Origin of the sequence: Mycobacterium neglectum (genome assembly GCF_002591975.1) — a bacterium.
GTDB lineage: Bacteria > Actinomycetota > Actinomycetes > Mycobacteriales > Mycobacteriaceae > Mycobacterium > Mycobacterium neglectum.
Window position 1 is genome coordinate 96,968 of the sequence record NZ_NVQE01000015.1, and the last position, 20,274, is coordinate 117,241.

At 65.9% G+C, this 20,274-nt stretch carries 17 protein-coding genes; 12 read left to right on the top strand and 5 right to left on the bottom strand.

Annotated features, from left to right (window positions below):
- Positions 1 to 99: 99 nt before the first annotated feature.
- From CSQ99_RS14195 to CSQ99_RS14210, 4 genes are read left to right on the top strand one after another with little or no spacing between them, the layout of a single operon-like run.
- Positions 100 to 3,441: a transglutaminase family protein gene (locus CSQ99_RS14195; RefSeq protein ID WP_099039669.1), complete on the top strand. Its 3,342-nt coding sequence runs from the start codon at positions 100 to 102 to the stop codon at positions 3,439 to 3,441.
- Positions 3,441 to 6,080 (top strand): circularly permuted type 2 ATP-grasp protein, encoded by a 2,640-nt coding sequence (locus CSQ99_RS14200; RefSeq protein WP_099039670.1) that lies wholly within the window; start codon positions 3,441 to 3,443, stop codon positions 6,078 to 6,080. The genes CSQ99_RS14195 and CSQ99_RS14200 overlap by 1 nt, the downstream gene beginning before the upstream one ends.
- A complete protein-coding gene (locus CSQ99_RS14205) occupies positions 6,077 to 7,009 on the top strand; it encodes a transglutaminase family protein (RefSeq protein WP_099039712.1) in 933 nt (310 codons plus the stop codon). The genes CSQ99_RS14200 and CSQ99_RS14205 overlap by 4 nt, the downstream gene beginning before the upstream one ends.
- The gene (locus CSQ99_RS14210) at positions 7,002 to 8,027 is read left to right on the top strand and encodes a zinc-binding metallopeptidase family protein (RefSeq protein ID WP_099039671.1); all 1,026 of its coding nucleotides are present in this window, start codon (positions 7,002 to 7,004) and stop codon (positions 8,025 to 8,027) included. Before CSQ99_RS14205 ends, CSQ99_RS14210 begins: the two co-directional genes overlap by 8 nt.
- Here the strand turns inward: CSQ99_RS14210 and CSQ99_RS14215 are convergent.
- The 4 genes from CSQ99_RS14215 to CSQ99_RS14230 are packed head-to-tail and all read right to left on the bottom strand — an operon-like array spanning position 8,024 to position 10,673.
- Positions 8,024 to 8,803 carry an SDR family NAD(P)-dependent oxidoreductase gene (locus CSQ99_RS14215; RefSeq protein WP_099039672.1) on the bottom strand — a complete coding sequence of 260 codons (780 nt, stop codon included), beginning with the start codon at positions 8,801 to 8,803 and terminating at the stop codon, positions 8,024 to 8,026. The genes CSQ99_RS14210 and CSQ99_RS14215 overlap by 4 nt on opposite strands.
- Complete coding sequence (locus CSQ99_RS14220; protein WP_099039673.1) at positions 8,800 to 9,279, bottom strand: nuclear transport factor 2 family protein; 480 nt, start codon at positions 9,277 to 9,279, stop codon at positions 8,800 to 8,802. The genes CSQ99_RS14215 and CSQ99_RS14220 overlap by 4 nt, the downstream gene beginning before the upstream one ends.
- Before the next feature lie 16 nt (positions 9,280 to 9,295).
- Positions 9,296 to 10,087, bottom strand: a complete 792-nt coding sequence (locus CSQ99_RS14225; protein ID WP_099039674.1) for an SDR family NAD(P)-dependent oxidoreductase — start codon at positions 10,085 to 10,087, stop codon at positions 9,296 to 9,298.
- Positions 10,088 to 10,097: 10 nt separating this feature from the next.
- Positions 10,098 to 10,673 carry a hypothetical protein gene (locus CSQ99_RS14230; protein ID WP_099039675.1) on the bottom strand — a complete coding sequence of 192 codons (576 nt, stop codon included), beginning with the start codon at positions 10,671 to 10,673 and terminating at the stop codon, positions 10,098 to 10,100.
- A gap of 23 nt (positions 10,674 to 10,696) precedes the next feature.
- On the opposite strand from CSQ99_RS14230, the gene CSQ99_RS14235 reads away from it, so the two are divergent.
- The 7 genes from CSQ99_RS14235 to CSQ99_RS14265 all read left to right on the top strand — a co-directional run bounded on the left by CSQ99_RS14235 (position 10,697) and on the right by CSQ99_RS14265 (position 18,062).
- On the top strand, positions 10,697 to 11,557 hold the full coding sequence (locus tag CSQ99_RS14235; protein WP_099039676.1) for a DUF3097 domain-containing protein: 861 nt from the start codon (positions 10,697 to 10,699) through the stop codon (positions 11,555 to 11,557).
- Positions 11,558 to 11,577: 20 nt separating this feature from the next.
- A complete protein-coding gene (locus CSQ99_RS14240; protein WP_099039677.1) occupies positions 11,578 to 12,906 on the top strand; it encodes a replication-associated recombination protein A in 1,329 nt (442 codons plus the stop codon).
- Between the two features lie 162 nt (positions 12,907 to 13,068).
- Entirely contained in the window at positions 13,069 to 13,566 is a 498-nt protein-coding gene (locus CSQ99_RS14245; RefSeq protein WP_141562669.1) for a nucleotidyl cyclase domain-containing protein, read from the top strand.
- A gap of 158 nt (positions 13,567 to 13,724) precedes the next feature.
- On the top strand, positions 13,725 to 14,087 hold the full coding sequence (locus CSQ99_RS14250; protein WP_099039679.1) for an ArsR/SmtB family transcription factor: 363 nt from the start codon (positions 13,725 to 13,727) through the stop codon (positions 14,085 to 14,087).
- A complete protein-coding gene (locus CSQ99_RS14255) occupies positions 14,084 to 14,557 on the top strand; it encodes an SRPBCC family protein (RefSeq protein ID WP_099039680.1) in 474 nt (157 codons plus the stop codon). Before CSQ99_RS14250 ends, CSQ99_RS14255 begins: the two co-directional genes overlap by 4 nt.
- Before the next feature lie 85 nt (positions 14,558 to 14,642).
- A complete protein-coding gene (locus CSQ99_RS14260; protein ID WP_099039681.1) occupies positions 14,643 to 15,281 on the top strand; it encodes an HD domain-containing protein in 639 nt (212 codons plus the stop codon).
- 27 nt (positions 15,282 to 15,308) lie between these two features.
- On the top strand, positions 15,309 to 18,062 hold the full coding sequence (locus CSQ99_RS14265) for an ATP-binding protein (protein WP_099039682.1): 2,754 nt from the start codon (positions 15,309 to 15,311) through the stop codon (positions 18,060 to 18,062).
- A gap of 1 nt (position 18,063) precedes the next feature.
- On the opposite strand, the gene CSQ99_RS14270 is transcribed toward CSQ99_RS14265, so the two are convergent.
- Positions 18,064 to 18,591 (bottom strand): cupin domain-containing protein, encoded by a 528-nt coding sequence (locus CSQ99_RS14270; protein ID WP_099039683.1) that lies wholly within the window; start codon positions 18,589 to 18,591, stop codon positions 18,064 to 18,066.
- A gap of 131 nt (positions 18,592 to 18,722) precedes the next feature.
- Here CSQ99_RS14270 and CSQ99_RS14275 point away from each other — a divergent pair, with 131 nt between their 5' ends.
- Complete coding sequence (locus tag CSQ99_RS14275; protein WP_099039684.1) at positions 18,723 to 20,243, top strand: catalase; 1,521 nt, start codon at positions 18,723 to 18,725, stop codon at positions 20,241 to 20,243.
- Positions 20,244 to 20,274: the final 31 nt, after the last annotated feature.

Sequence of the window (20,274 nt, forward strand, 5' to 3'; positions counted from 1 at the left end):
TCGTGCTCGGGGTGCGGCCGAAGGGCACACTCATACCGCGCGTGGCCCAGACCTGAGTGCCGCACTGCGCACCCTCCTAGCTTGTGATGGGATCTTGCGATGGGCATCAAGGTGGCGCTGGAGCATCGCACCAGCTACACGTTCGATCGGCTGGTGGAGGTGCATCCCCATGTCGTTCGACTACGCCCCGCGCCGCACTCACGCACCCCGATCGAGGCGTATTCGCTGACTGTCGAGCCTGCCGATCACTTCATCAACTGGCAGCAGGACGCGTTCGGTAACTTTCTTGCCCGGCTCGTCTTTCCGGAACGTGCCCGCAGCCTGACGATCACCGTCGGCCTGATCGCCGACCTCAAGGTGATCAACCCGTTCGACTTCTTCATCGAGGAGTACGCCGAGCGCGTCGGCTTCACCTATCCCAAGGCTCTCGCCGAGGACCTCAAGCCCTACCTGCGGCCCGTCGACGAGGCCGACGAGGGGTCCGGGCCCGGCGACCTCGTCCAGGCGTGGGTGAGCAACTTCTCCGTCGCGCCGGGGACCCGCACCATCGACTTCCTCGTCGCGCTCAACCGTGCGATCAATGCCGATGTGGGCTACAGCCTGCGGATGGAACCCGGTGTCCAGACGCCGGACCACACGCTGCGCACGGGCATCGGCTCATGCCGGGACTCGTCCTGGCTGCTGGTGTCGATCCTGCGTCAGCTCGGACTCGCCGCCCGCTTCGTGTCCGGCTATCTGGTGCAGCTCACCTCGGATGTCCAGGCGCTCGACGGACCGTCGGGCCCGGCCGCCGACTTCACTGACCTACACGCATGGGCCGAGGTCTACATCCCCGGCGCCGGCTGGATCGGGCTGGACGCGACATCGGGGCTGTTCGCCGGCGAGGGCCACATCCCGCTGTCGGCCACGCCACACCCGGAGTCCGCGGCCCCCATCACGGGAGCCACCGGGCCGTGTGAGACGACGCTGGACTTCGCCAACATCGTCACGCGCATCCACGAGGACCCGCGGGTCACTCTCCCGTACACCGAGGCCGCCTGGGGCGCCATCTGCGAGCTCGGCGGCCGCGTCGACGAGCGGCTGGCCGCGGGTGACGTACGCCTGACGATGGGCGGCGAGCCGACGTTCGTCTCGATCGACAACCAGGTCGACCCCGAGTGGACCACCGACGCCGACGGGCCGCACAAACGCCGACTGGCGTCCGATCTTGCCGCGCGACTGAAGAAGGTGTGGGCGCCGCAGGGCCTTGTCCATCGAAATCAGGGCAAGTGGTATCCGGGAGAACCGTTGCCGCGCTGGCAGATTGGACTCTACTGGCGCACCGATGGTGAGCCGTTGTGGCGCGACGAAGCGCTGCTTGTCGACCCGTGGCAGTCAACGCCCCCGACGATCGAGGTGGCGCCCGATGCCGGGCTGCGTGTGCTCGGTGCACTCGCCGACGGGCTCGGCCTGCCCGCCTCCCAGGTGCGGTCCGCGTACGAGGATGCGTTGAGCCGACTCGGCGCCGCGGTGCGCCTGCCCGAGGGCGAACCTGTCGCCGCCGCAGACGATTTGGAAGCCGACACCGCCGATGCCCGCGCCGCCCTGATCGCGCGGGTGGAGGAAACCGTCGCCGAACCGGCCGCCTACGTCCTGCCGCTGCATCGAGCCGACGACGGCTCCGGATGGGCCAGCGCCGACTGGCGGCTGCGGCGCGGGCGAATCGTGCTGCTCGACGGCGACTCGCCGGCCGGGCTCCGGTTGCCGCTCAAGTCGATCAGCTGGCATCCGCCGGAACCGACGCACGCCGCAGATCCTCTGGCGCACCGCGACGAACTGCCCGTCGAATCCGAAACCGACGACGCGGAAGTCGTGGACGCCGACGCCATGCCGACCACCGCGGTCGTTGCCGAGGTTCGTGACGGAATTCTCTACATCTATCTGCCGCCCACGGACGAGGCCGAGCACTTCGTCGACCTGATCCGCCGGGTCGAGGCCGCCGCGGCCAAAACCGACTGCCCGGTCGTCCTCGAGGGGTACGGCCCCCCGCCAGATCCGCGTATCACGTCGACGACGGTCACCCCTGACCCCGGGGTCATCGAGGTCAACGTGGCGCCCACGGCCAGTTTCGCCGAGCAGAAACAGCAGCTGGAAACGCTCTACGGTGAGGCTCGATTGGCCAGGCTGTCGACCGAGTCATTCGACGTCGACGGCTCCCACGGGGGCACCGGCGGCGGCAACCACATCACCCTGGGCGGCATCACGCCCGCGGATTCGCCCCTGTTGCGCCGTCCCGACCTGCTGGTGTCGATGCTGACGTATTGGCAGCGTCACCCGTCGCTTTCCTACCTGTTCTCGGGCCGGTTCATCGGAACGACGTCGCAGGCGCCCCGGGTGGACGAAGGCCGCGCCGACGCACTGTACGAACTCGAGATCGCGTTCGCCGAGATCGCGCGGCTGTCGGCGGGAGAAGCTCCGCCGGCACATGGTCGCTCCGCAAGCTCCGCTCCGTGGATCATCGACCGGGCTTTGCGCCACCTGCTGACCGACATCACCGGCAACACCCACCGGGCCGAGTTCTGCATCGACAAGCTCTACAGCCCCGACGGGCCGCGCGGCCGACTGGGTCTGCTCGAACTGCGCGGGTTCGAGATGCCGCCGCACTACCAGATGGCAATGGTGCAGTCATTGTTGGTGCGAGCGCTGGTCGCATGGTTCTGGGATGAACCGCTGCGGGCACCACTCATCCGCCACGGCGCCAATCTGCACGGACGGTATCTGTTGCCGCACTTCCTGATTCACGACATCGCGGACGTGGCCGCTGATCTGCGGGCGCACGGCGTCAACTTCGATACCAGCTGGCTCGATCCGTTCACCGAGTTCCGGTTCCCCCGCATCGGAACGGCAGTCTTCGATGGCGTGGAGATCGAGCTTCGCGGAGCGATCGAGCCGTGGAATGTGCTGGGGGAGGAGGCCACCGCGGGCGGGATGGCGCGCTACGTCGACTCGTCCGTCGAGCGCATCCAGGTACGTCTCATCGGCGCTGACCGCCAGCGCTACGTGGTTACCGCCAACGGCCATCCGGTGCCGCTGCTTGCCACCGACAACCCCGATGTTCAGGTGGGCGGCGTGAGGTTCCGGGCGTGGCAGCCGCCGAGCGCGCTGCACCCGAGCATCACCGTCGACGGACCGTTGCGGTTCGAATTGCTCGACATTGCCACCGGCACGTCACGCGGCGGCTGCACCTACCACGTGTCACACCCGGGTGGCCGTTCCTACGAAAGGCCGCCCGTCAACGCCGTTGAGGCCGAGTCGCGGCGCGGCCGCCGCTTCGAGACCACCGGTTTCACACCGGGCAAGGTCGACATGTCAGACATCCGCGAGAAGCAGGCGCGCCAATCGACCGACGTGGGCGCGCCGGGGATCTTGGATCTGCGCCGAGTGCGTACCGTTCTGCACTGATGGTCCTACCCGCGGCTAGTCCACACGACATCGACAATCTGCTATCCAGGTATCGCAGCGCGCGAGCGCAGCACGCGCTGTTCGATGTACGCGGCGGCACGGTCAGCGGGTACGACGAATTCGTCGATCCGGCCGGCAGTATCCGCCCGGCCTGGCTGGAGCTCGCCGAGGCGATCGGCGAACGGGGACGCGGCGGTCTGAACCAGCTTCGGTCAACGGTGCGCAGCCTCGTCGACAACGACGGCATCACCTACGTCCAAGTCGATCGCAACGGCGACGCCGTCACCAATGGGCACGGCTCGTCGGAGCCAGGGCGGTGGCACCTCGACGCGTTGCCATTGGTGATCAGCTCGCCCGACTGGGACATCCTGGAAGCCGGTGTGCTGCAGCGCTCGCGGCTGCTCGACGCCGTGCTGACCGATCTCTACGGCCCGCGCGTATCGGTGACCAGTGGTGTGCTGCCGCCGCAGTTGCTGTTCGCCCACCCCGGCTACATCCGAGCGGCGCGGGGCATCGTGGTGCCGGGGCGGCACCAGCTGTTCATGCACGGCTGCGACGTGAGTCGCGCGCGGGACGGCAGCTTCGTGGTCAACGCCGACTGGACGCAGGCACCGTCTGGCGCGGGCTACGCGCTGGCCGATCGCCGGGTGGTGGCACACGCCATACCCGACTTGTACGAGCGCATCGGGCCGCGTCCGGCCTCGCCATGGGCGCAGGCGCTGCGACTCGCGCTGATCGACGCCGCGCCTGAATCGGCGGAAGAACCGGTGGTCGTGGTGCTCAGCCCCGGAATTCATTCCGAGACAGCGTTCGACCAGGCCTACGTGGCCAGTGTGCTGGGCTTTCCGTTGGTGGAGAGCGCGGACCTGGTGGTGCGCGACGGCAAGCTGTGGATGCGATCGATGGGAACGCTCAAGCGCGTCGATGTGGTGTTGCGCAGAGTGGACGCCGAGTACGCGGACCCACTCGACCTGCGCCCGGATTCGCGACTGGGCGTCGTCGGACTCGTCGAGGTGCTGCGACGCGGCGCGGTCACCGTCGTCAATACGTTGGGTAGCGGCATCCTGGAAAGTCCTGGGCTGCTTCGGTTTCTACCTGAGCTTGCCGAGCGGCTACTAGGGGAGACACCGCTGCTGCGCACAGCGCCGCTGTACTGGGGCGGCATCAACACCGAACGTTCGCACCTGTTGAGCAACCTATCGTCGCTGCTGCTTCGTCCGGTCACGGGCGGGGACACCATCGTCGGGCCGGCCCTCACCTCCGCACAGCGCAAGGCGCTCGGGGTGCGCATCGAAGCGACGCCATGGCAATGGGTCGGCCAGGAACTGCCACAATTCTCCTCGGCGCCGACCGACTACTACCCGGGCGGACTGTCGGCCGCCAGTGTGGGCATGCGGTTGTTCACGGTGTCGCAGCGAAGCGGATACGCGCCGATGATCGGCGGGCTGGGATACCTGGTTGCACCAGGGAACGCCGGATTCACGTTGAACACCGTTGCAGGCAAAGACATCTGGGTGCGTACGCCGTCGCGGGTGACAGCCGAACGCACCCCCACCGGGCCGGCCGTAGACCTGCCCGCCATCACGCCGAGCCCCACTGGAGCGGTCAGCTCGCCGCGTGTGCTGTCCGATCTGTTCTGGATGGGCCGCTACGCCGAGCGTGCAGAGAACATGGCCCGGTTGCTCACCGTGACCCGTGAGCGCTACCACGAGTTCCGATACCGCCGGGAGCTGCCAGGCAGCGAGTGCGTCCCGGTGCTGCTGACCGCCCTCGGCTCGATCACCGGAACCAGTACCGGCGACGGCGACTACGCCGAGATGGTGGCGACGGCACCGTCGACGCTGTGGTCGCTGACCGCCGACCGGCACCGTTCGGGCTCGCTCGCGCAATCCGTCGAACGTCTCGGCCTTGCCGCACGTGCAGTGCGCGACCAGATGTCCAACGACACCTGGATGGTTCTGGCTTCGGTCGAGCGCGCGCTGCTGCATGCTCCCGACTCACCGCCAGATTCGAAAGCCGAGGGCGAGGCCTTCCTCTCCTCGACGAGCAGCCTCACACTGGCGGGCATGCTGGCCTTGTCGGGGGTCGCCGCCGAGTCTATGGTGCACGACGTCGGCTGGACGATGATGGACGTCGGTAAACGCATCGAACGAGGGTTGGGATTGACGGCATTGTTGCGTGCCACACTCGCCACCGCCCGAAGCCCAGGGGCTGAGCAGACCATCACGGAATCCACACTGGTGGCCTGTGAGTCCTCGGTCATCTATCGGCGGCGTAATCCGGGCATCGTTGATGTCGCCGCGATGGCCGACCTGGTGTTGTTCGACGCGGAGAATCCGCGGTCGCTGGCCTACCAGCTCGAGCGGCTGCGTATCGGACTCAAGTCGCTACCGGGATCGTCGGGCTCTTCGCGGCCCGAGCGGCTGGTCGAGGAAATTCTCACCCGATTGCGCCGCATCGAGCCCGCCGACCTCGAAGAGGTGACGGCCGACGGCCGCCGGGCAGACCTCACCTCCTTGCTCAGCGATATGCACGCCGATCTGCGGGACCTGTCGCGCGTCATCACCGCGACGCACCTGTCGCTGCCCGGCGGCATGCAGCCGCTGTGGGGGCCCGACGAACGCCGGGTGATGCCGTGACAGCGTTCCCCGACGGGCCTACCGCGTCGAGATCGAGCCGGAGCTACCAGGTTTCGCACCGCACGGTGTACCGGTACTCCGACGTCGTCACCAGCAGCTACGGGCGCGGCTTTCTCACACCGCGCGACTCTGCGCGGCAACGTTGTCTTTCGCACGAGTTGGCGATCAACCCGGAGGCGGCGGATAGCTCCACCAGCCGCGACGCCTACGGCAACATCAGCTCCTACTTCCATGTCACCGAGCGGCACCAGACCCTGTCGATCACGAGCAGTTCGGTGGTTGAGGTGGATCCGACGCCGGCCGACCTCTACGACGGCGGATCGGCCCGCGCGCCGTGGGAGATTTCCCGGCCGGTCGGCCCGGACGGCGCCCTGGCCACCGAGTTCACCCTCGATCTGCGGACGCACGAGATCACCGACGAGCTGCGTGACTATGCCGCACCGAGTTTCGTGCCTGAACGCCCACTCATCGAGGTGGTGCGCGACCTGACGTCGCGGATCTACACCGACTTCACCTACCGGTCCGGCTCGACGACGGTGTCGACTCAGGTAGGCGAGGTTTTGACAGCCCGGGAGGGGGTATGTCAAGACTTCGCGCGGCTGGCCATCGCCTGCCTGCGTGCCAATGGGTTGGCCGCCAGCTATGTATCCGGATACCTGGCGACCGACCCGCCGCCGGGAAAGGAACGCATGGTGGGAATCGACGCCACTCACGCATGGGCGTCGGTGTGGACGCCGCAGAACCAATGGCTCGGTTTCGATCCCACGAATGACCAGATGGTCGACGAGCGTTACATCACCGTCGGCTTCGGTCGCGATTACGCCGACGTGCCGCCGCTGCGCGGCATCATCTACACCGACTCCGAGAAAAGTGTCATCGACGTCGCGGTGGACGTGGCGCCCTTCGAGGGTGGCGTCTTGCATGCGTGACTTCACCTGTCCCAACTGTGGCCAGCGACTGTCGTTTGAGAACTCGCTCTGCCTGTCCTGCAAGAGTTCGTTGGGTTTCTCATTGGAGGATATGGCGCTCCTGGTCATCGCACCCGGCGAAGAGAGCGAACACGCCGGCGCCGTCGACTCGAGCGAGTATCAGTTGTGCGCGAATCTATATATCGCCAAGTGCAACTGGCTGGTTGAAAAGGCGCCGACCCGACGCCTGTGCGCGTCGTGCGCCCTGACGCGGACCCGACCGAACGAGTCCGACACCAAGGCCATGGTGGCGTTCGCCGTCGCGGAGAAGGCAAAACGACGGCTGATCGTCGAACTGCACGAGATGAAGCTACCGATCGTCGGGCGCGACGAAGATCCGGATTACGGACTCGCATTCGATCTATTGTCCAGTGAGTTCGAGAAGGTGTTCACCGGTCATGAGAACGGCGTGATCACACTGGACCTCGCCGAGGGTGACGACGTGCACCGAGAGCAACTCAGAGTGGCGATGGACGAGCCGTATCGGACGATGCTCGGCCACTTCCGCCACGAGATCGGCCACTACTACTATTACCGGCTGGTCGATCCGTCGCAGGACTACAAAGAGCAGTTTCGCAAGCTGTTCGGCGACGCCGACGCCGACTACCAGGCAGCGCTGGACCGTCACTACAACGAGGGCGCACCACCGAACTGGGAGAAGAAGTTCGTTTCGTCCTATGCCACCATGCATCCCGCCGAGGACTGGGCCGAGACCTTCGCCCACTACCTACACATCCGCGACACGTTGGACACCGCAGCTGCGTTCAGCTTCGCTCCCGCGTCCGCGACATTCGAGCGAGGAGTGCTGGGGCCGAGTGGATTCCAAACGATCATCGACATGTGGCTTCCACTGTCCTGGTCGTTGAACATGATCAACCGCTCGATGGGCAAAGAAGACCTTTACCCGTTCGTGCTGCCCGCCGCCGTGCTGGAGAAGATGCGGTTCGTCCACACCGTCATCGAAGAGGTCACCTCTTAGTCGGCGTCGAGATCGGGCGCCCATGGCGCGCCGTTGATATGCCCGCCGCCGTCGGCGAACAACGTATTGCCGGTGAGATAACGCGAGCCGTCGCCGGCCAGGAATACCGCGATGGGTGCGATGTCGTCGTAGGGATCGCCCATGCGGCCCATGGGGTTCGCCGCATCTGCGAGCGCTTCCAGTTCCGGGTACTCGCCGATCGCACGAAAGAAGGCCTGGCTCTTGGCTGCCGGGCAGATCGCGTTGACCGTGACTCCGGTCGGCGCCCACTCCCGGGCCGCGGTACGGGTGAGTGCGCGCAGCGCCTCCTTGGCCGCGTTGTACTCCAGTGAACCCATGTGCGCATTGACACCGTTGAGGCTGCACATGTTGATGACCCGCCCCCAGCCCTTCTCCTTCATGTGCGGGAACGCCGCGCGCATCGCCCAGTACGGACCGTAGTAGCCGACGGCGATGCCCTGTGACAGTTGTTCGTCGGTCTTCTTCTCGACCCGACCGATCCCGCCACCGCCCCACGCGTTGTTGACCACGATGTCGACGGATCCGTACGTCGAAAGAGCGGTCTGCACCGCATTTTCGACCTGGGGCCGATCGGACACGTCGGTGGATACAAAGGTGCCGCCTACCGACTCCGCGACAGCTTCGCCTGCGGCCGAGTCGATCTCGGCGACCACCACCTTTGCGCCCTCGTCGGCGAAGCGCCGGACGATGCCTTCGCCGATGCCCGCGCCCGCGCCGGTGACCAGGGCCACCTTGCCCTCGAGTTGTCCGCTCATGAACCGGCGACCCCCGTAGCCAACAGGTCGCGCGCCTCGGATTTCCCATCCAGGGTCCGCGTCGTCCGCTCCACGATCTGCCATCGATCGTCGATGAGTTTGAGCCGGAAGTGATTCGCGCCCGCCCGTGCGACGACGAAGCCGTCGCCGCGGTGGACCAGCAGGACCGACTCGCACACTGCCACCGCGTCGACGCCGTCGACGGTCACCACCGCCGGGCCGAGGAAATGGCTGCACCCGCGGTTGATCAGACCCTGGTGGGCATCCGAACGCACCATGGCGGCGACGTCCTCGCGACTACGCATCGGCCAGCCCTCGACGTCGTAGCTTCCGTCGGTGGCCCACAGCTCCGCCGCGGCGTCGGCCTCTCCGGCATCCACCAGCGGACCATACGACGCGATGACCCGCTCGATCGCGCGCTCCTCCTCGATGCGTTCGAGCCGTCGCTGCAGCTCGAAAATCCGCTCGTCGTTCATCCGAACTCCTTATCGGCTAGCGGGATCCCATCAGTTTCTGCATGAACTTGTGCGTGCCGAGCACCACCTTGGCGCGATCGGGATCATTGCGGCGCGCTACGTCGTCGCCGTTGCCGCCAGCGATGTGGACCGGGCCATGGGGTAGTCGCTCCAGACCCTCACGCGCCACGTCCGCCGGTTCGGCGACACGCATGCCGGGCACGTCGAAGTTCAGCCCGACGCGCTCCATGGCAGGCGTGCGGGTGACACCGAGCACCAGTTCCAGTACGTCGACGTCGTATTCGCGCAGCTCGAGCCATAAACTCTCGGCGAAGACGCGCCCGAAGGCCTTCACCCCCCCGTAGACGGTGTGCCGCATCGAGCCCAGGTAGCCGGCCATCGAGCCGACCATCAGGATGCCGCCACGCCGGCGCTCTCGCATGGGCCTACCGAAAAGCTGCACCAGCGCGAGCATGGTGCCGATGTTCAGATCGATCACCCGTGCAAAGTCACCCAACTCGCCGTCGAGGAAGGGCTCGCTGCAGGTGTTGGCGCCCGCGTTGTAGATCAGCAGGCCGACCTCGATGTCCGAGGTGGCGTCGGCGATCTGAGCCACGGCATCGGCGGAGACCAAATCGACAGTGAGCGTTCGTACTTCGACGCCAAGGCTGCGGCATGAATCCGCGGTCTCGCCAAGGGGTACCGGCTTTCGGGCGATCAGGACGAGGTTGATTCCCGCGGTGGCCAACTGCCGCGCGAATTCCGCGCCGACACCCTCAGAGCCGCCGGCCACCACCGCCCACGGTCCGTACTTGGCTAGTTCCGTCACGGTCCTATCTCTACCCTGACAGCCGCAGAAAGGCTCTGCCGCGTCCCGATAGGCGGTAGCCCACGTCGAGACTGATCGTCAGGCCCAGCCCCTTGAGTTGGCGGACGCGGCGTTTGAACCGGCGTACGTCCATCCCGACGCGGTCGGCCAGATCGGGTGCACGCACCGCCTCGCTGGCCCCGATCATCTGCAGGTACTGGCGCGTCCACGGCTCGGTGGCCGCGTCCCAGCGGTCCAGGCGCGCCGCGATCGCGGCCACGTCGGCGGCCGACAGCCGGTCGTCGGCGGCGAGGTCGGGTCGTTCGTCGGGCGCCAGGAAGGACACCGCGATCGCATACGTGTGCCGGGCCGGGCGGCGGTCCAGGTCCCGCTGCGCGGTCGCAGTGTCGGGATAACCGGCGGCGCGCGCCTGGGCGGCGGTGACGCGGTGGCTGCCGGGATACTCCGCGACGTCGTCGATGCGGATCGTGCCCGCGACCGTGCGTTGCGTACCGCCTGCCTTGGCCCTGGGCACGTCCCAGGCGCGCAGCACAAGTGTGATGTTGCCGTTAGCGATTCCCTCGGCCGTGTCGCGGTTCAGCAGCACGGAGTTGACCCTACGATCGCCCGGTGGCTGACCGCTATGGCTCCGACGTTCTCGCGACCAATCCGCACCGCCAACGACCCCGCTCGACCGAGCTGCCGGTGGAGATCGGCATGGTCGTCGAAGACGCCGAAACAGGTTTCGTCGGCGCGGTGATGCGCGTCGAGTACGGCCGGATGGAACTCGAGGACCGCAAGGGCCGCCGGAAGCCGTTCCCGGTCGGCCCCGGCTATCTCATCGACGGCAGGCCGGTGATCCTCACGCCGCCGAAGCGGCCTGCCCCGAAAGCATCCCGTACCGCATCTGGCTCGGTGGCCGTGCGCGACGCCCGCGCAAAGGTTGCGCTCGCGAGCCGCATCTACGTCGAGGGCCGCCACGACGCCGAACTCGTCGAACAGGTGTGGGGTGACGACCTGCGCATCGAGGGCGTCGTCGTCGAATACCTCGGTGGCGTCGATGATCTCGCGGCGATCGTCGAGGAGTTTCGGCCAGCGCCCGGCCGACGGTTGGGGGTGCTTGTCGACCACCTCGTCACCGGCTCGAAGGAAGCCCGGATCGCAGATGCGGTTCGCCGCGGGCCAGGTGGTGCGCACACGCTCGTGGTCGGCCATCCGTTCATCGATATCTGGCAGGCGGTCAAACCGGGCCGGATCGGTGTCCAGGCGTGGCCGGTCATCCCCAAGGGCACCGACTGGAAAAAGGGCGTGTGCAGCAAGTTGGGCTGGCCACACGCCCAGCAGGCCGACATCGCGAGGGCGTGGCAGCGCATCAGGGGCCGCGTGCGGGACTGGAACGACCTCGAGCCCGCGCTCATCGGTCGCGTCGAGGAATTGATCGACTTCGTGACCCAACCTCCGTTGGATGACGGTTCCACCGTCGCGTCATAGCCGCGTGGTAAGCAGAGAGCGTGGCCGACGGTCTGTTTGACGTCCCCGGCGAAGAGCGCTCGTCGGGGGTTGCTCACGTCGGCGCGTCGACGCCGTTGGCGGTGCGGATGCGGCCCGCCTCCCTCGACGAGGTCGTCGGCCAGGACCACCTGCTGCAGCCGGGCTCGCCCATGCGCCGGATGGTCGAGGGTTCCGGAGCAGCGTCGGTCATCCTCTACGGTCCGCCGGGTACCGGTAAGACGACGCTCGCGTCGCTGATCTCGCAGGCGACGGGCCGCCGGTTCGAGGCGCTTTCGGCGCTATCAGCAGGCGTCAAGGAGGTCCGTGCCGTCATAGACGTGGCTCGACGGGCCGCCGCGCACGGCGAGCAGACGGTGTTGTTCATCGACGAGGTGCACCGGTTCTCCAAGACACAGCAGGACGCGCTGCTGTCCGCCGTCGAGAACCGCGTCGTGCTGCTGGTCGCGGCCACCACCGAGAACCCATCGTTCTCCGTTGTCGCACCGCTGCTGTCGCGCTCGCTGATCCTGCAGCTGCAGCCGCTCGACGTCGATGCCGTGCGCAACGTGGTGCGCCGGGCGATCGATGATGCGCGTGGCCTCGGCGGCAAGGTCAAAGTCACCGACGACGCCGTTGAACTCCTCGTCCAGCTGTCGGCGGGTGACGCCCGCCGCGCGCTGACGGCCTTGGAGGTCGCCGCCGAGTCGGGGGAGGACGTGACGGTCGAGGTCATCGAGCAGTCGCTGGACAAGGCCGCTGTCCGCTACGACCGCGACGGCGATCAGCATTATGACGTTGTCAGTGCGTTCATCAAGTCGGTCCGCGGCTCCGACGTCGACGCCGCCCTGCATTACCTGTCGCGAATGCTGGTCGCGGGGGAGGATCCGCGCTTCGTCGCCAGACGCCTGATGATCCTGGCCAGTGAGGACATCGGCATGGCCGATCCGACGGCACTGCCGACCGCGGTCGCCGCAGCGCAGACGGTGCAGCTGATCGGGATGCCAGAGGCCCAACTGACGCTGGCCCATGCCACCGTTCACCTGGCAACCGCGCCGAAGTCCAACGCGGTCACCACGGCGCTGGGCAAAGCGATGGGTGACATCCGTGCGGGCAAAGCCGGTCAGGTGCCCACGCATCTGCGCGACGGTCACTACTCCGGCGCCGAGAAGTTGGGCAACGCCATCGGTTACAAGTATGCCCACGACGACCCCGATGGTGTTGTGCCCCAGCAGTATCCACCCGACGAGCTGGTCGGCGTCGACTATTACCAGCCGACCACCCACGGTGCCGAACGTGAAATCGCGACGCGCCTGGACAAGCTGCGCGCGATCATCCGCAAGAAGCGCTAGTTGGCGAATTCACGCCGACATCTCAGTTCGACGGTGACTGTGCTCCTCTGGCAAGCAGCTACTGTGATAGTCGCGTGAATCAAGATGCGGGCGTGCTGAGCAGCACGACGGAATCTGGCCGGGGGAGATGTGGGTGTTGCCGAGAAGCTACCAACTGGAATGGTGACGTTTCTGATAGCGGGCGTCGAGGGGCCCGCACCGCTGTGGGAGGCCGAGCCCGAGGAAATGTTCCCCGCGCTGCCATGGCTGCGTGCGACAGTGGCCCACTTTGTGGCACTGAACGACGGTGTCGTGCAGGCAGGGCCGGGGTCGTCTGACAGTTTCGTCGTCGCATTCAGATGCGCGTCCGACGCGGTGGCTTGCGCACTGTACCTGCAATTGGAATCGTTGGATCCGTTCGCATTGCGGATCGGCCTGCACAGTGCCGATACAGGTTCGGCCGACGGCGGCGAACCTGTCGCCATGAAGGGAGCCGCGTGGCTGCGCGACATGGCCTGCGGCGGTCAGACGGTGCTGTCGCCCGCGACCGCGTCGTTGGCTGCCGACCGCCTCCCGCCCGGTGCGTCGTTCAAGGAGCTTGGTGACCACCGCGACGGTCAGTGCTGGCCTGTCGAGCTGTGCCATTCCGGCCTGCGCAAATACAAGCAATTGCCGCTCTAACGCGTATTCCATGATGGTCGAGGTGCGGTAGTTGATCAGCACCTAGCGCGCACTTCTGCCACCACCGTCGGATAGCGGCGAGCACTGGTCTTGACAGCCGTGTCGCATCGCCCTACATTGATAATCAACCAATGCGTTGATCAAATATAAGGTTGATAATGGAGCGTGATGGAGATGCGGATGTGCGACTCGACCGTGCCTTCCTGGCGCTGGCGGACCCGATTCGGCGCGCCATCGTGGCGCGGCTGTCCAGGGGGCCGGCCACGGTCAACGAGCTGGCCGCACCGTTCGACATCACCAAACAGGCGGTGTCCAAGCACATTCAGGTGCTCGAGCAGGCGGGTCTCGTCACCCGGACCCGCGATGCACAGCGGCGGCCGGTCCATCTCGACGCCGCCGCGCTGGAGCGGCTGACCGCATGGATCGACCGATATCGGCTCGATGCCGAACGCAGTTACCGCCGGCTGGACTCCCTGCTGGCTGGCATGACCGACACACCGGAGAAAGGAAAGAAGAAATGACGAACGCACTGGACCTCAACGCTCCCGTCGACACCCTGGCCATGGAGTTCACCCGGGAGTTCGACGCACCCGTCGAGGCGCTGTTCCGCGCCCATGCCGAGCCCGAGTTGATGAAGCAGTGGCTCGGTCCGCACGGTCTCGAGATGGAGATCAGCGAGTGGAACTTCAAAAGCCATGGCGGGTACCGCTACACCCACTCCAACGACGAAGGGACGTTCGGTTTCAACGGCACGTTTCACACCGTGCGCGACAACGAGTTCATCCTGCAGACCTTCGAATTCGAGGGCGCGCCCGACATGGTGAACATCGAGTACATGTGGTTCGAGGACCTCGGCAATGGCCGCTCCCGGCTGCGGGGCCGGTCGATCTGCCCCAACACCGACGCACGCGACGCACTGCTGTCCTCGGGTATGGAGGGCGGAATGACCGAGGGCTACCAGAAGCTCGACGTGCTGCTCAAGAACCTGTAAATCAGCTACGTGCCCGTGCCCCCGGGCCATTTTCCGGGGGGTTTTACGGGTGCGACGGGGGTGGCGGGCCGCGGACCATTGAGTCATGTCAGAAGAGATCGCCGGGATAGTCATTCCCGACACCGAACTGGTCCGCGAAGCCACCGAGTTGGTCAGGGACGTCGCAGACGATCTGTTGTTCAACCATTCCCGACGGGTCTACCTGTGGGGGAGCCTGCAGGGCAGCCGCCGCGGCCTCGTGCCGGATCCTGAACTCTTCTATGTCGGGGCGATGTTTCACGACCTCGGGCTGACGGAGAAGTACTGCAGCACCGACCAGCGTTTCGAACTCGACGGCGCCGACGCGGCCCAGGCCTTTCTGCGCGCCCACGGAATCTCCGAACACGACGCCAGAAACGTCTGGCTGGGAATCGCCCTGCACACCACGCCCGGCATTCCCGACCGGCTCGGGCCGGAGATCGCCTTGGTCACTGCGGGTGTTGAGACAGATGTCCTCGGCCTCAATCTGGATGCGCTTTCGTCCGCCGAGATTCAGGAGGTGATCGCCGCCCATCCTCGTGTCGATTTCAAGGCAGGCATCTTGCAGGCCTTCCACGACGGCATGAAAAATCGGCCCGACACCACCTTCGGAACCATGAACGATGACGTGCTGGCACACTTCGACCCGACGTTCAAACGGACCGACTTCGTCAGCCTGATCGATGCGAACGCATTGCCAGGTTGATCTGGATAAGCCCAAAATTGCGTTGGTATGAATGACAACGGCCCACGCCGCCTGCTGGGGCGGCAGCGTGAACAGCAGGCCCTCGCTGACCTGCTGACGCGAGCGCGAGAAGGCCGAAGCGGCGTGGTCGTGCTGCGCGGCGAGGCGGGGATTGGCAAGACGTCGCTGCTCGAATACGCATTGGCCCGGGCGTCGGGTTTCCGCACGATTCGCATTGCCGGATTCGAATCGGAGATGGAGGTCTCGTACGCGGGGTTGCAACAGCTGTGCGCGCCATTCCTCGGGCGCCTTGATCGGCTGCCTGCACCCCAGCAGCGGGCCCTTCGCGTGGCGCTGGGACTCGAAGACGGGGACCACCCCGATCGATTGATGGTCGGTCTCGGTGTGCTGACCTTGCTCTCGGCGGCTTCCGGCGAGCGGCCGACGGTCTGCGTCATCGACGACGCGCAGTGGGTTGACGCGGCGTCCCTGCAGGCGTTGGCCTTCGTGGCGCGAAGGGTTCTCGCCGATCCCATCGTGATGCTCTTCGCGGCCTGCAGACGCCGAGACGACCGCCTCATCTCCGATCTGCCCGAACTCGAGGTGGCCGGGCTCGGTGACCATGACGCCCGCACGCTGCTGATGAAGACGGTCCCCGGTCAGCTCGACGAGCAGGTGCGCGAGAACATCATCGCCGAGGCCGGTGGGAATCCACTGGCATTGACGGAGTTACACCGAGTTCTTTCGCCGGCTGAGCTCGCGGGTGGTTTCGGGTTGGCGCAAGCGCATCAGCTGACAAACCGCCTCGAACGCGCTTTCGGCCAACGTCTTACCGAGTTACCAACGGAGACGAAAACCCTGCTGCTGGTCGCCGCGGCAGATCCGACGGGGGATCGGAAATGGCTCGCCGCGACGGCCCGCCGACTCGGCATCTCCGAGGACGCGGTGGAAGCCGCCCGTGCGGAGGACTTCGTTTCGCTCGGTAACAGGGTTCGATTCCGGCACCCACTCATCCGCTCTGCGGTATACCGCGGTGCGCCGCTGTCCGAACGCCGACGCGTCCATCAGGCGCTTGCCGACGTCGTCGACGGGCCGGCGGCCGACGAGCACCGTGCGTGGCATCTCGCGCATGCGGCCAACGCACCCGACGAAAACCTGGCGGAGCAGCTCGAACAGTCGGCACAGCAGGCCTGTGCGCGCAGCGGTGCGGCGGCCGCGGCGGCGTTTTTGGCATGCGCGGTCGAACTGACACCCGATCCGGTGCGCCGGGCTCGTCGCGCGCTGCTCGCCGCTGAGGCCAAGATGAACTCCGGTGCGCCGGAGGCTGCGTCGAAGATGCTGATGGACGTCCAATACCCAAGCGACGATCCGCTTCTCAGCGCCAAAATCGACCTGCTGCGCGCCAGGACAGCCTGTCCGTCCGGTCGCGGGGGCGACATGACTTCGCTGCTGCTGGACACCGCGAAGCGGCTGCACGACGTCGACACCGAACTGGCCAGGGACACCTATCTCGAGGCGCTGGTGGCTGCGATCCTCGCGGGTCGGCTGGCTCCGCCGGACGCCACCGCGTTGACCGTGGCGAGTGCCGCACGCTGCGCCCCGCCCGCGGCCAATCCCCGGGTGGTGGACCTGATGTTGGACGGCCTGGTGGCAAGGATCCTCGACGGGTACGTCGCCGGGGCGCCGCTGTTGAAGCTGGCGTTGCAAGCGTTCATGTGTGGAGACGCGGCCAACGCGATTGAGCCACGGTGGTACGACATGGCCGGCCGAATCTGTCTTGACCTCTTCGATCACGACACCTTCGAGAAGGTCGCCGCACGTCAGCTCCAATTGTTCCGTGAGGCAGGAGTGTTGGCGCAATTGCCTGTCGGTCTCGGCGCATGCGCAGCGGTCGACGTGTTCGGTGGGCGCCTTGGCGATGCTGCGGCCCACCTCGCGGAGGCTGAAGCCACCGCCACCGCCATTGGAAGCCCACGGTGGCGACGAATCGAGCCCCACTTGGCTGCGTATCGCGGTGAGGACAAGATCTGTCGGGAAATGGTGCACGAGACCATTGAGGGGGGCGCGGTCGAGCACGGACAGGGCTTCTCCATCGCCGCTGGGCTTTTCGCGCTGGCCGTTCTGCACAACGGGCTCGGACAGTATGCCGAGGCGCTGAGTGCATGTGAGCGCGGGCTTGAGCACGACGATCCCGCGATCACCGGATACGCGTTGGCAGAGACGGTTGAGGCCGCGGCGCGCTGCGGCAATGTGGCGGCTGCCACGGACGCGCTTGCAACGCTCGTGGAGCGTGCAGATGCCAGCGAGACGGACACCGCACTCGGGTTGGCGGCGCGCTCTCGAGCCCTGACGACCGACGGCCCCGTTGCCGAGAGCGAATACCGCAAGGCAATCGCGCATCTGGAAAAGAGCCCGGCCGCCGTTTACCTGGCCCGGTCGCACCTCGTCTACGGAGAGTGGCTGCGCCGACAGGGCCGCAGGGTCGACGCCCGGGCCCAATTGCGAAACGCGTTCGACATGTTCACCGAGATGGGTGCAGAGGCGTTCGCGCAGCGGGCGGGTCGCGAGCTCGAAGCCACGGGCGAGACTGTGCGCAAGCGAACCGGCGATCCCGCCACGGAGCTGACGACCCAGGAAAGCGCCATCACCAAACTCGCCAGGGATGGTCACACCAATTCCGAGATCGCCGCCCAGTTGTTCATCAGTGCCCGCACGGTGGAGTGGCATCTGAGCAAGATCTTCGCCAAGCTCGGCATCAGCTCCCGCAAGGAGTTGCGTACCGCCGAACTGCCGGCGCCGTGACTCAATGCGTCGGCGGCGTAAGTCCGTACCGGGCGACGATGTCGTCCATCCAGTCCGGTGACCCATAGGTCAGGCCGTACTTCAGCGCGAGCTCGACGAACTCCGGTGCTTCGTGCAGATTCCTGCCCGTGCCGGACAAGAGTAATTCGCTCAGCTCGCGGAAGTAGTTTTCGAAACCCCCACCGGGAGTGATCACTTCGACGATGCGCCCCGGCTCATTGCCCGCATTCCACATCGCATGCATCTGGCCGCGAGGCTTGGTGATATAGCCTCCCGGGCCGAGCACGACCTCGTCGTTGTCTGAGCGGAAACCGATCTCGCCGGCAATCACGAGCGAATGCTCGTCTTCGTTGGTGTGGCGATGTGCCGCGGTGACGAGGCCGACCTCGAATTGATGCTCGACGATGGCGACGAGTCCGCCTGTCGTCTCGCTGCGCAATTTGAAGACGGCGCCGAAGCCGGCCATCGACACGCTGTCGCCTTCACCTGGCTGAATCACCGTCAGCACTGCGTTGTTGACCAATGTCATGACTCGACAGTGGCAGGGCAGAGGTTTTGGAGGCACCCGTGGTCACCACGGGTGTCCACGACCCGGGGATTTCCCTGGCGCAGTGGCGACGGACTCAGTGCTTGAGTCGAACGTGTGAAGGGAGCAGAACAATGACTGTCAATGAGAACGGTGACGGTAGCCGTGGTTCGACCGAAGGCCAGCTCACCACAATCGCCGGTGCACCCGTCGTCGACAACAACAACGTGGTGACTGCCGGACCCAGAGGCCCGATGCTGCTGCAGGATGTCTGGTTCCTGGAGAAGCTCGCGCATTTCGATCGCGAGGTGATCCCCGAACGGCGAATGCACGCCAAGGGTTCCGGCGCGTACGGCACCTTTACCGTCACCAACGACATCACGCGCTACACCCGGGCAAAACTGTTCGCCGAGGTCGGCACGAAGACCGAGATGTTCGTCAGGTTCTCCACTGTGGCGGGTGAACGTGGGGCCGCCGAAGCGACGCGCGACATCCGTGGTTTCGCGGTGAAATTCTATACCGAGGAAGGCAATTGGGACCTTGTCGGCAACAACACCCCGACCTTTTTCATACGAGACCCGTTGAAGTTCACCGACCTCAATCACGTTGTCAAGCGCGACTCCCGGACCAACCTCAACAGCCCGCGCAACAACTGGGACTGGTGGAGCCTGCTGCCTGAGTCGCTGCACCAGGTCACCATCACGATGGGCGACCGTGGCATTCCGAAGTCATTCCGGAACATGCACGGATTCGGCTCGCACACCTACAGTTTCATCAACGGTTACGGCGTTCGACACTGGGTGAAATTCCACCATGTCTGTCAGCAGGACATCGAGTTCCTGACCGACGCCGAGGCCGAAGCGGTGATCGGCAAGGACCGCGAGAGCAATCAGCGCGATCTCTATGAAGCCATCGAGCGCGGAGAATTCCCAAGGTGGAAACTGTGCGTTCAGATCATGCCCGAGGCCGACGCGACGACGGTGCCGTATCACCCGTTCGACCTCACCAAGGTCTGGCCGCATGCGGACTACCCTTTGATCGAGGTCGGCGAGTGGGAGTTGAATCGCAATCCGGACAACTACTTCGCCGAGGTGGAGCAGGCCGCGTTTTCGCCGGCGAGGATCGTGCCGGGGATCGGCTTCTCACCCGACAAGATGCTGCAGGGCCGATTGTTCTCCTACAACGACGCCCAGAACTACCGGCTCGGCATCAATCATCACCAGATCCCGGTCAACGCCGCCCGCTGTCCGGTACACGCCTATCACCGCGACGGGGCGATGCGCGTGGACGGCAACTACGGCAGCACCTTGAACTACGAGCCGAATAGTTACGGCGAATGGCAGGAGCAGCCGGCCTTTCAGGCGCCGCCGGAGGCGCTTGGCGACGGTGCCCGGGTATTCGCGGACAACTGGAATTTCCGCGCGGACGACGACGACTACTACACGCAACCGGGAAACCTGTTCCGGCTCATGACAGCCGACGCCCAGCGGCGGCTGTTCGAGAACACCGCCAGGGCAATGCGCGGGGTGCCCGCCGAGATACAGCAGCGCTGGGTCGGCCACTGCGCCAAGGCCGATCCGGCCTATGGAGCGGGCGTTCAGTGGGCGATCGAGCAACTCGGGAGTGCTGCGACCGAAACTGCAGGCATGGCATGACGGACCTATTCAGTTGCGAAATCGAGCAAGG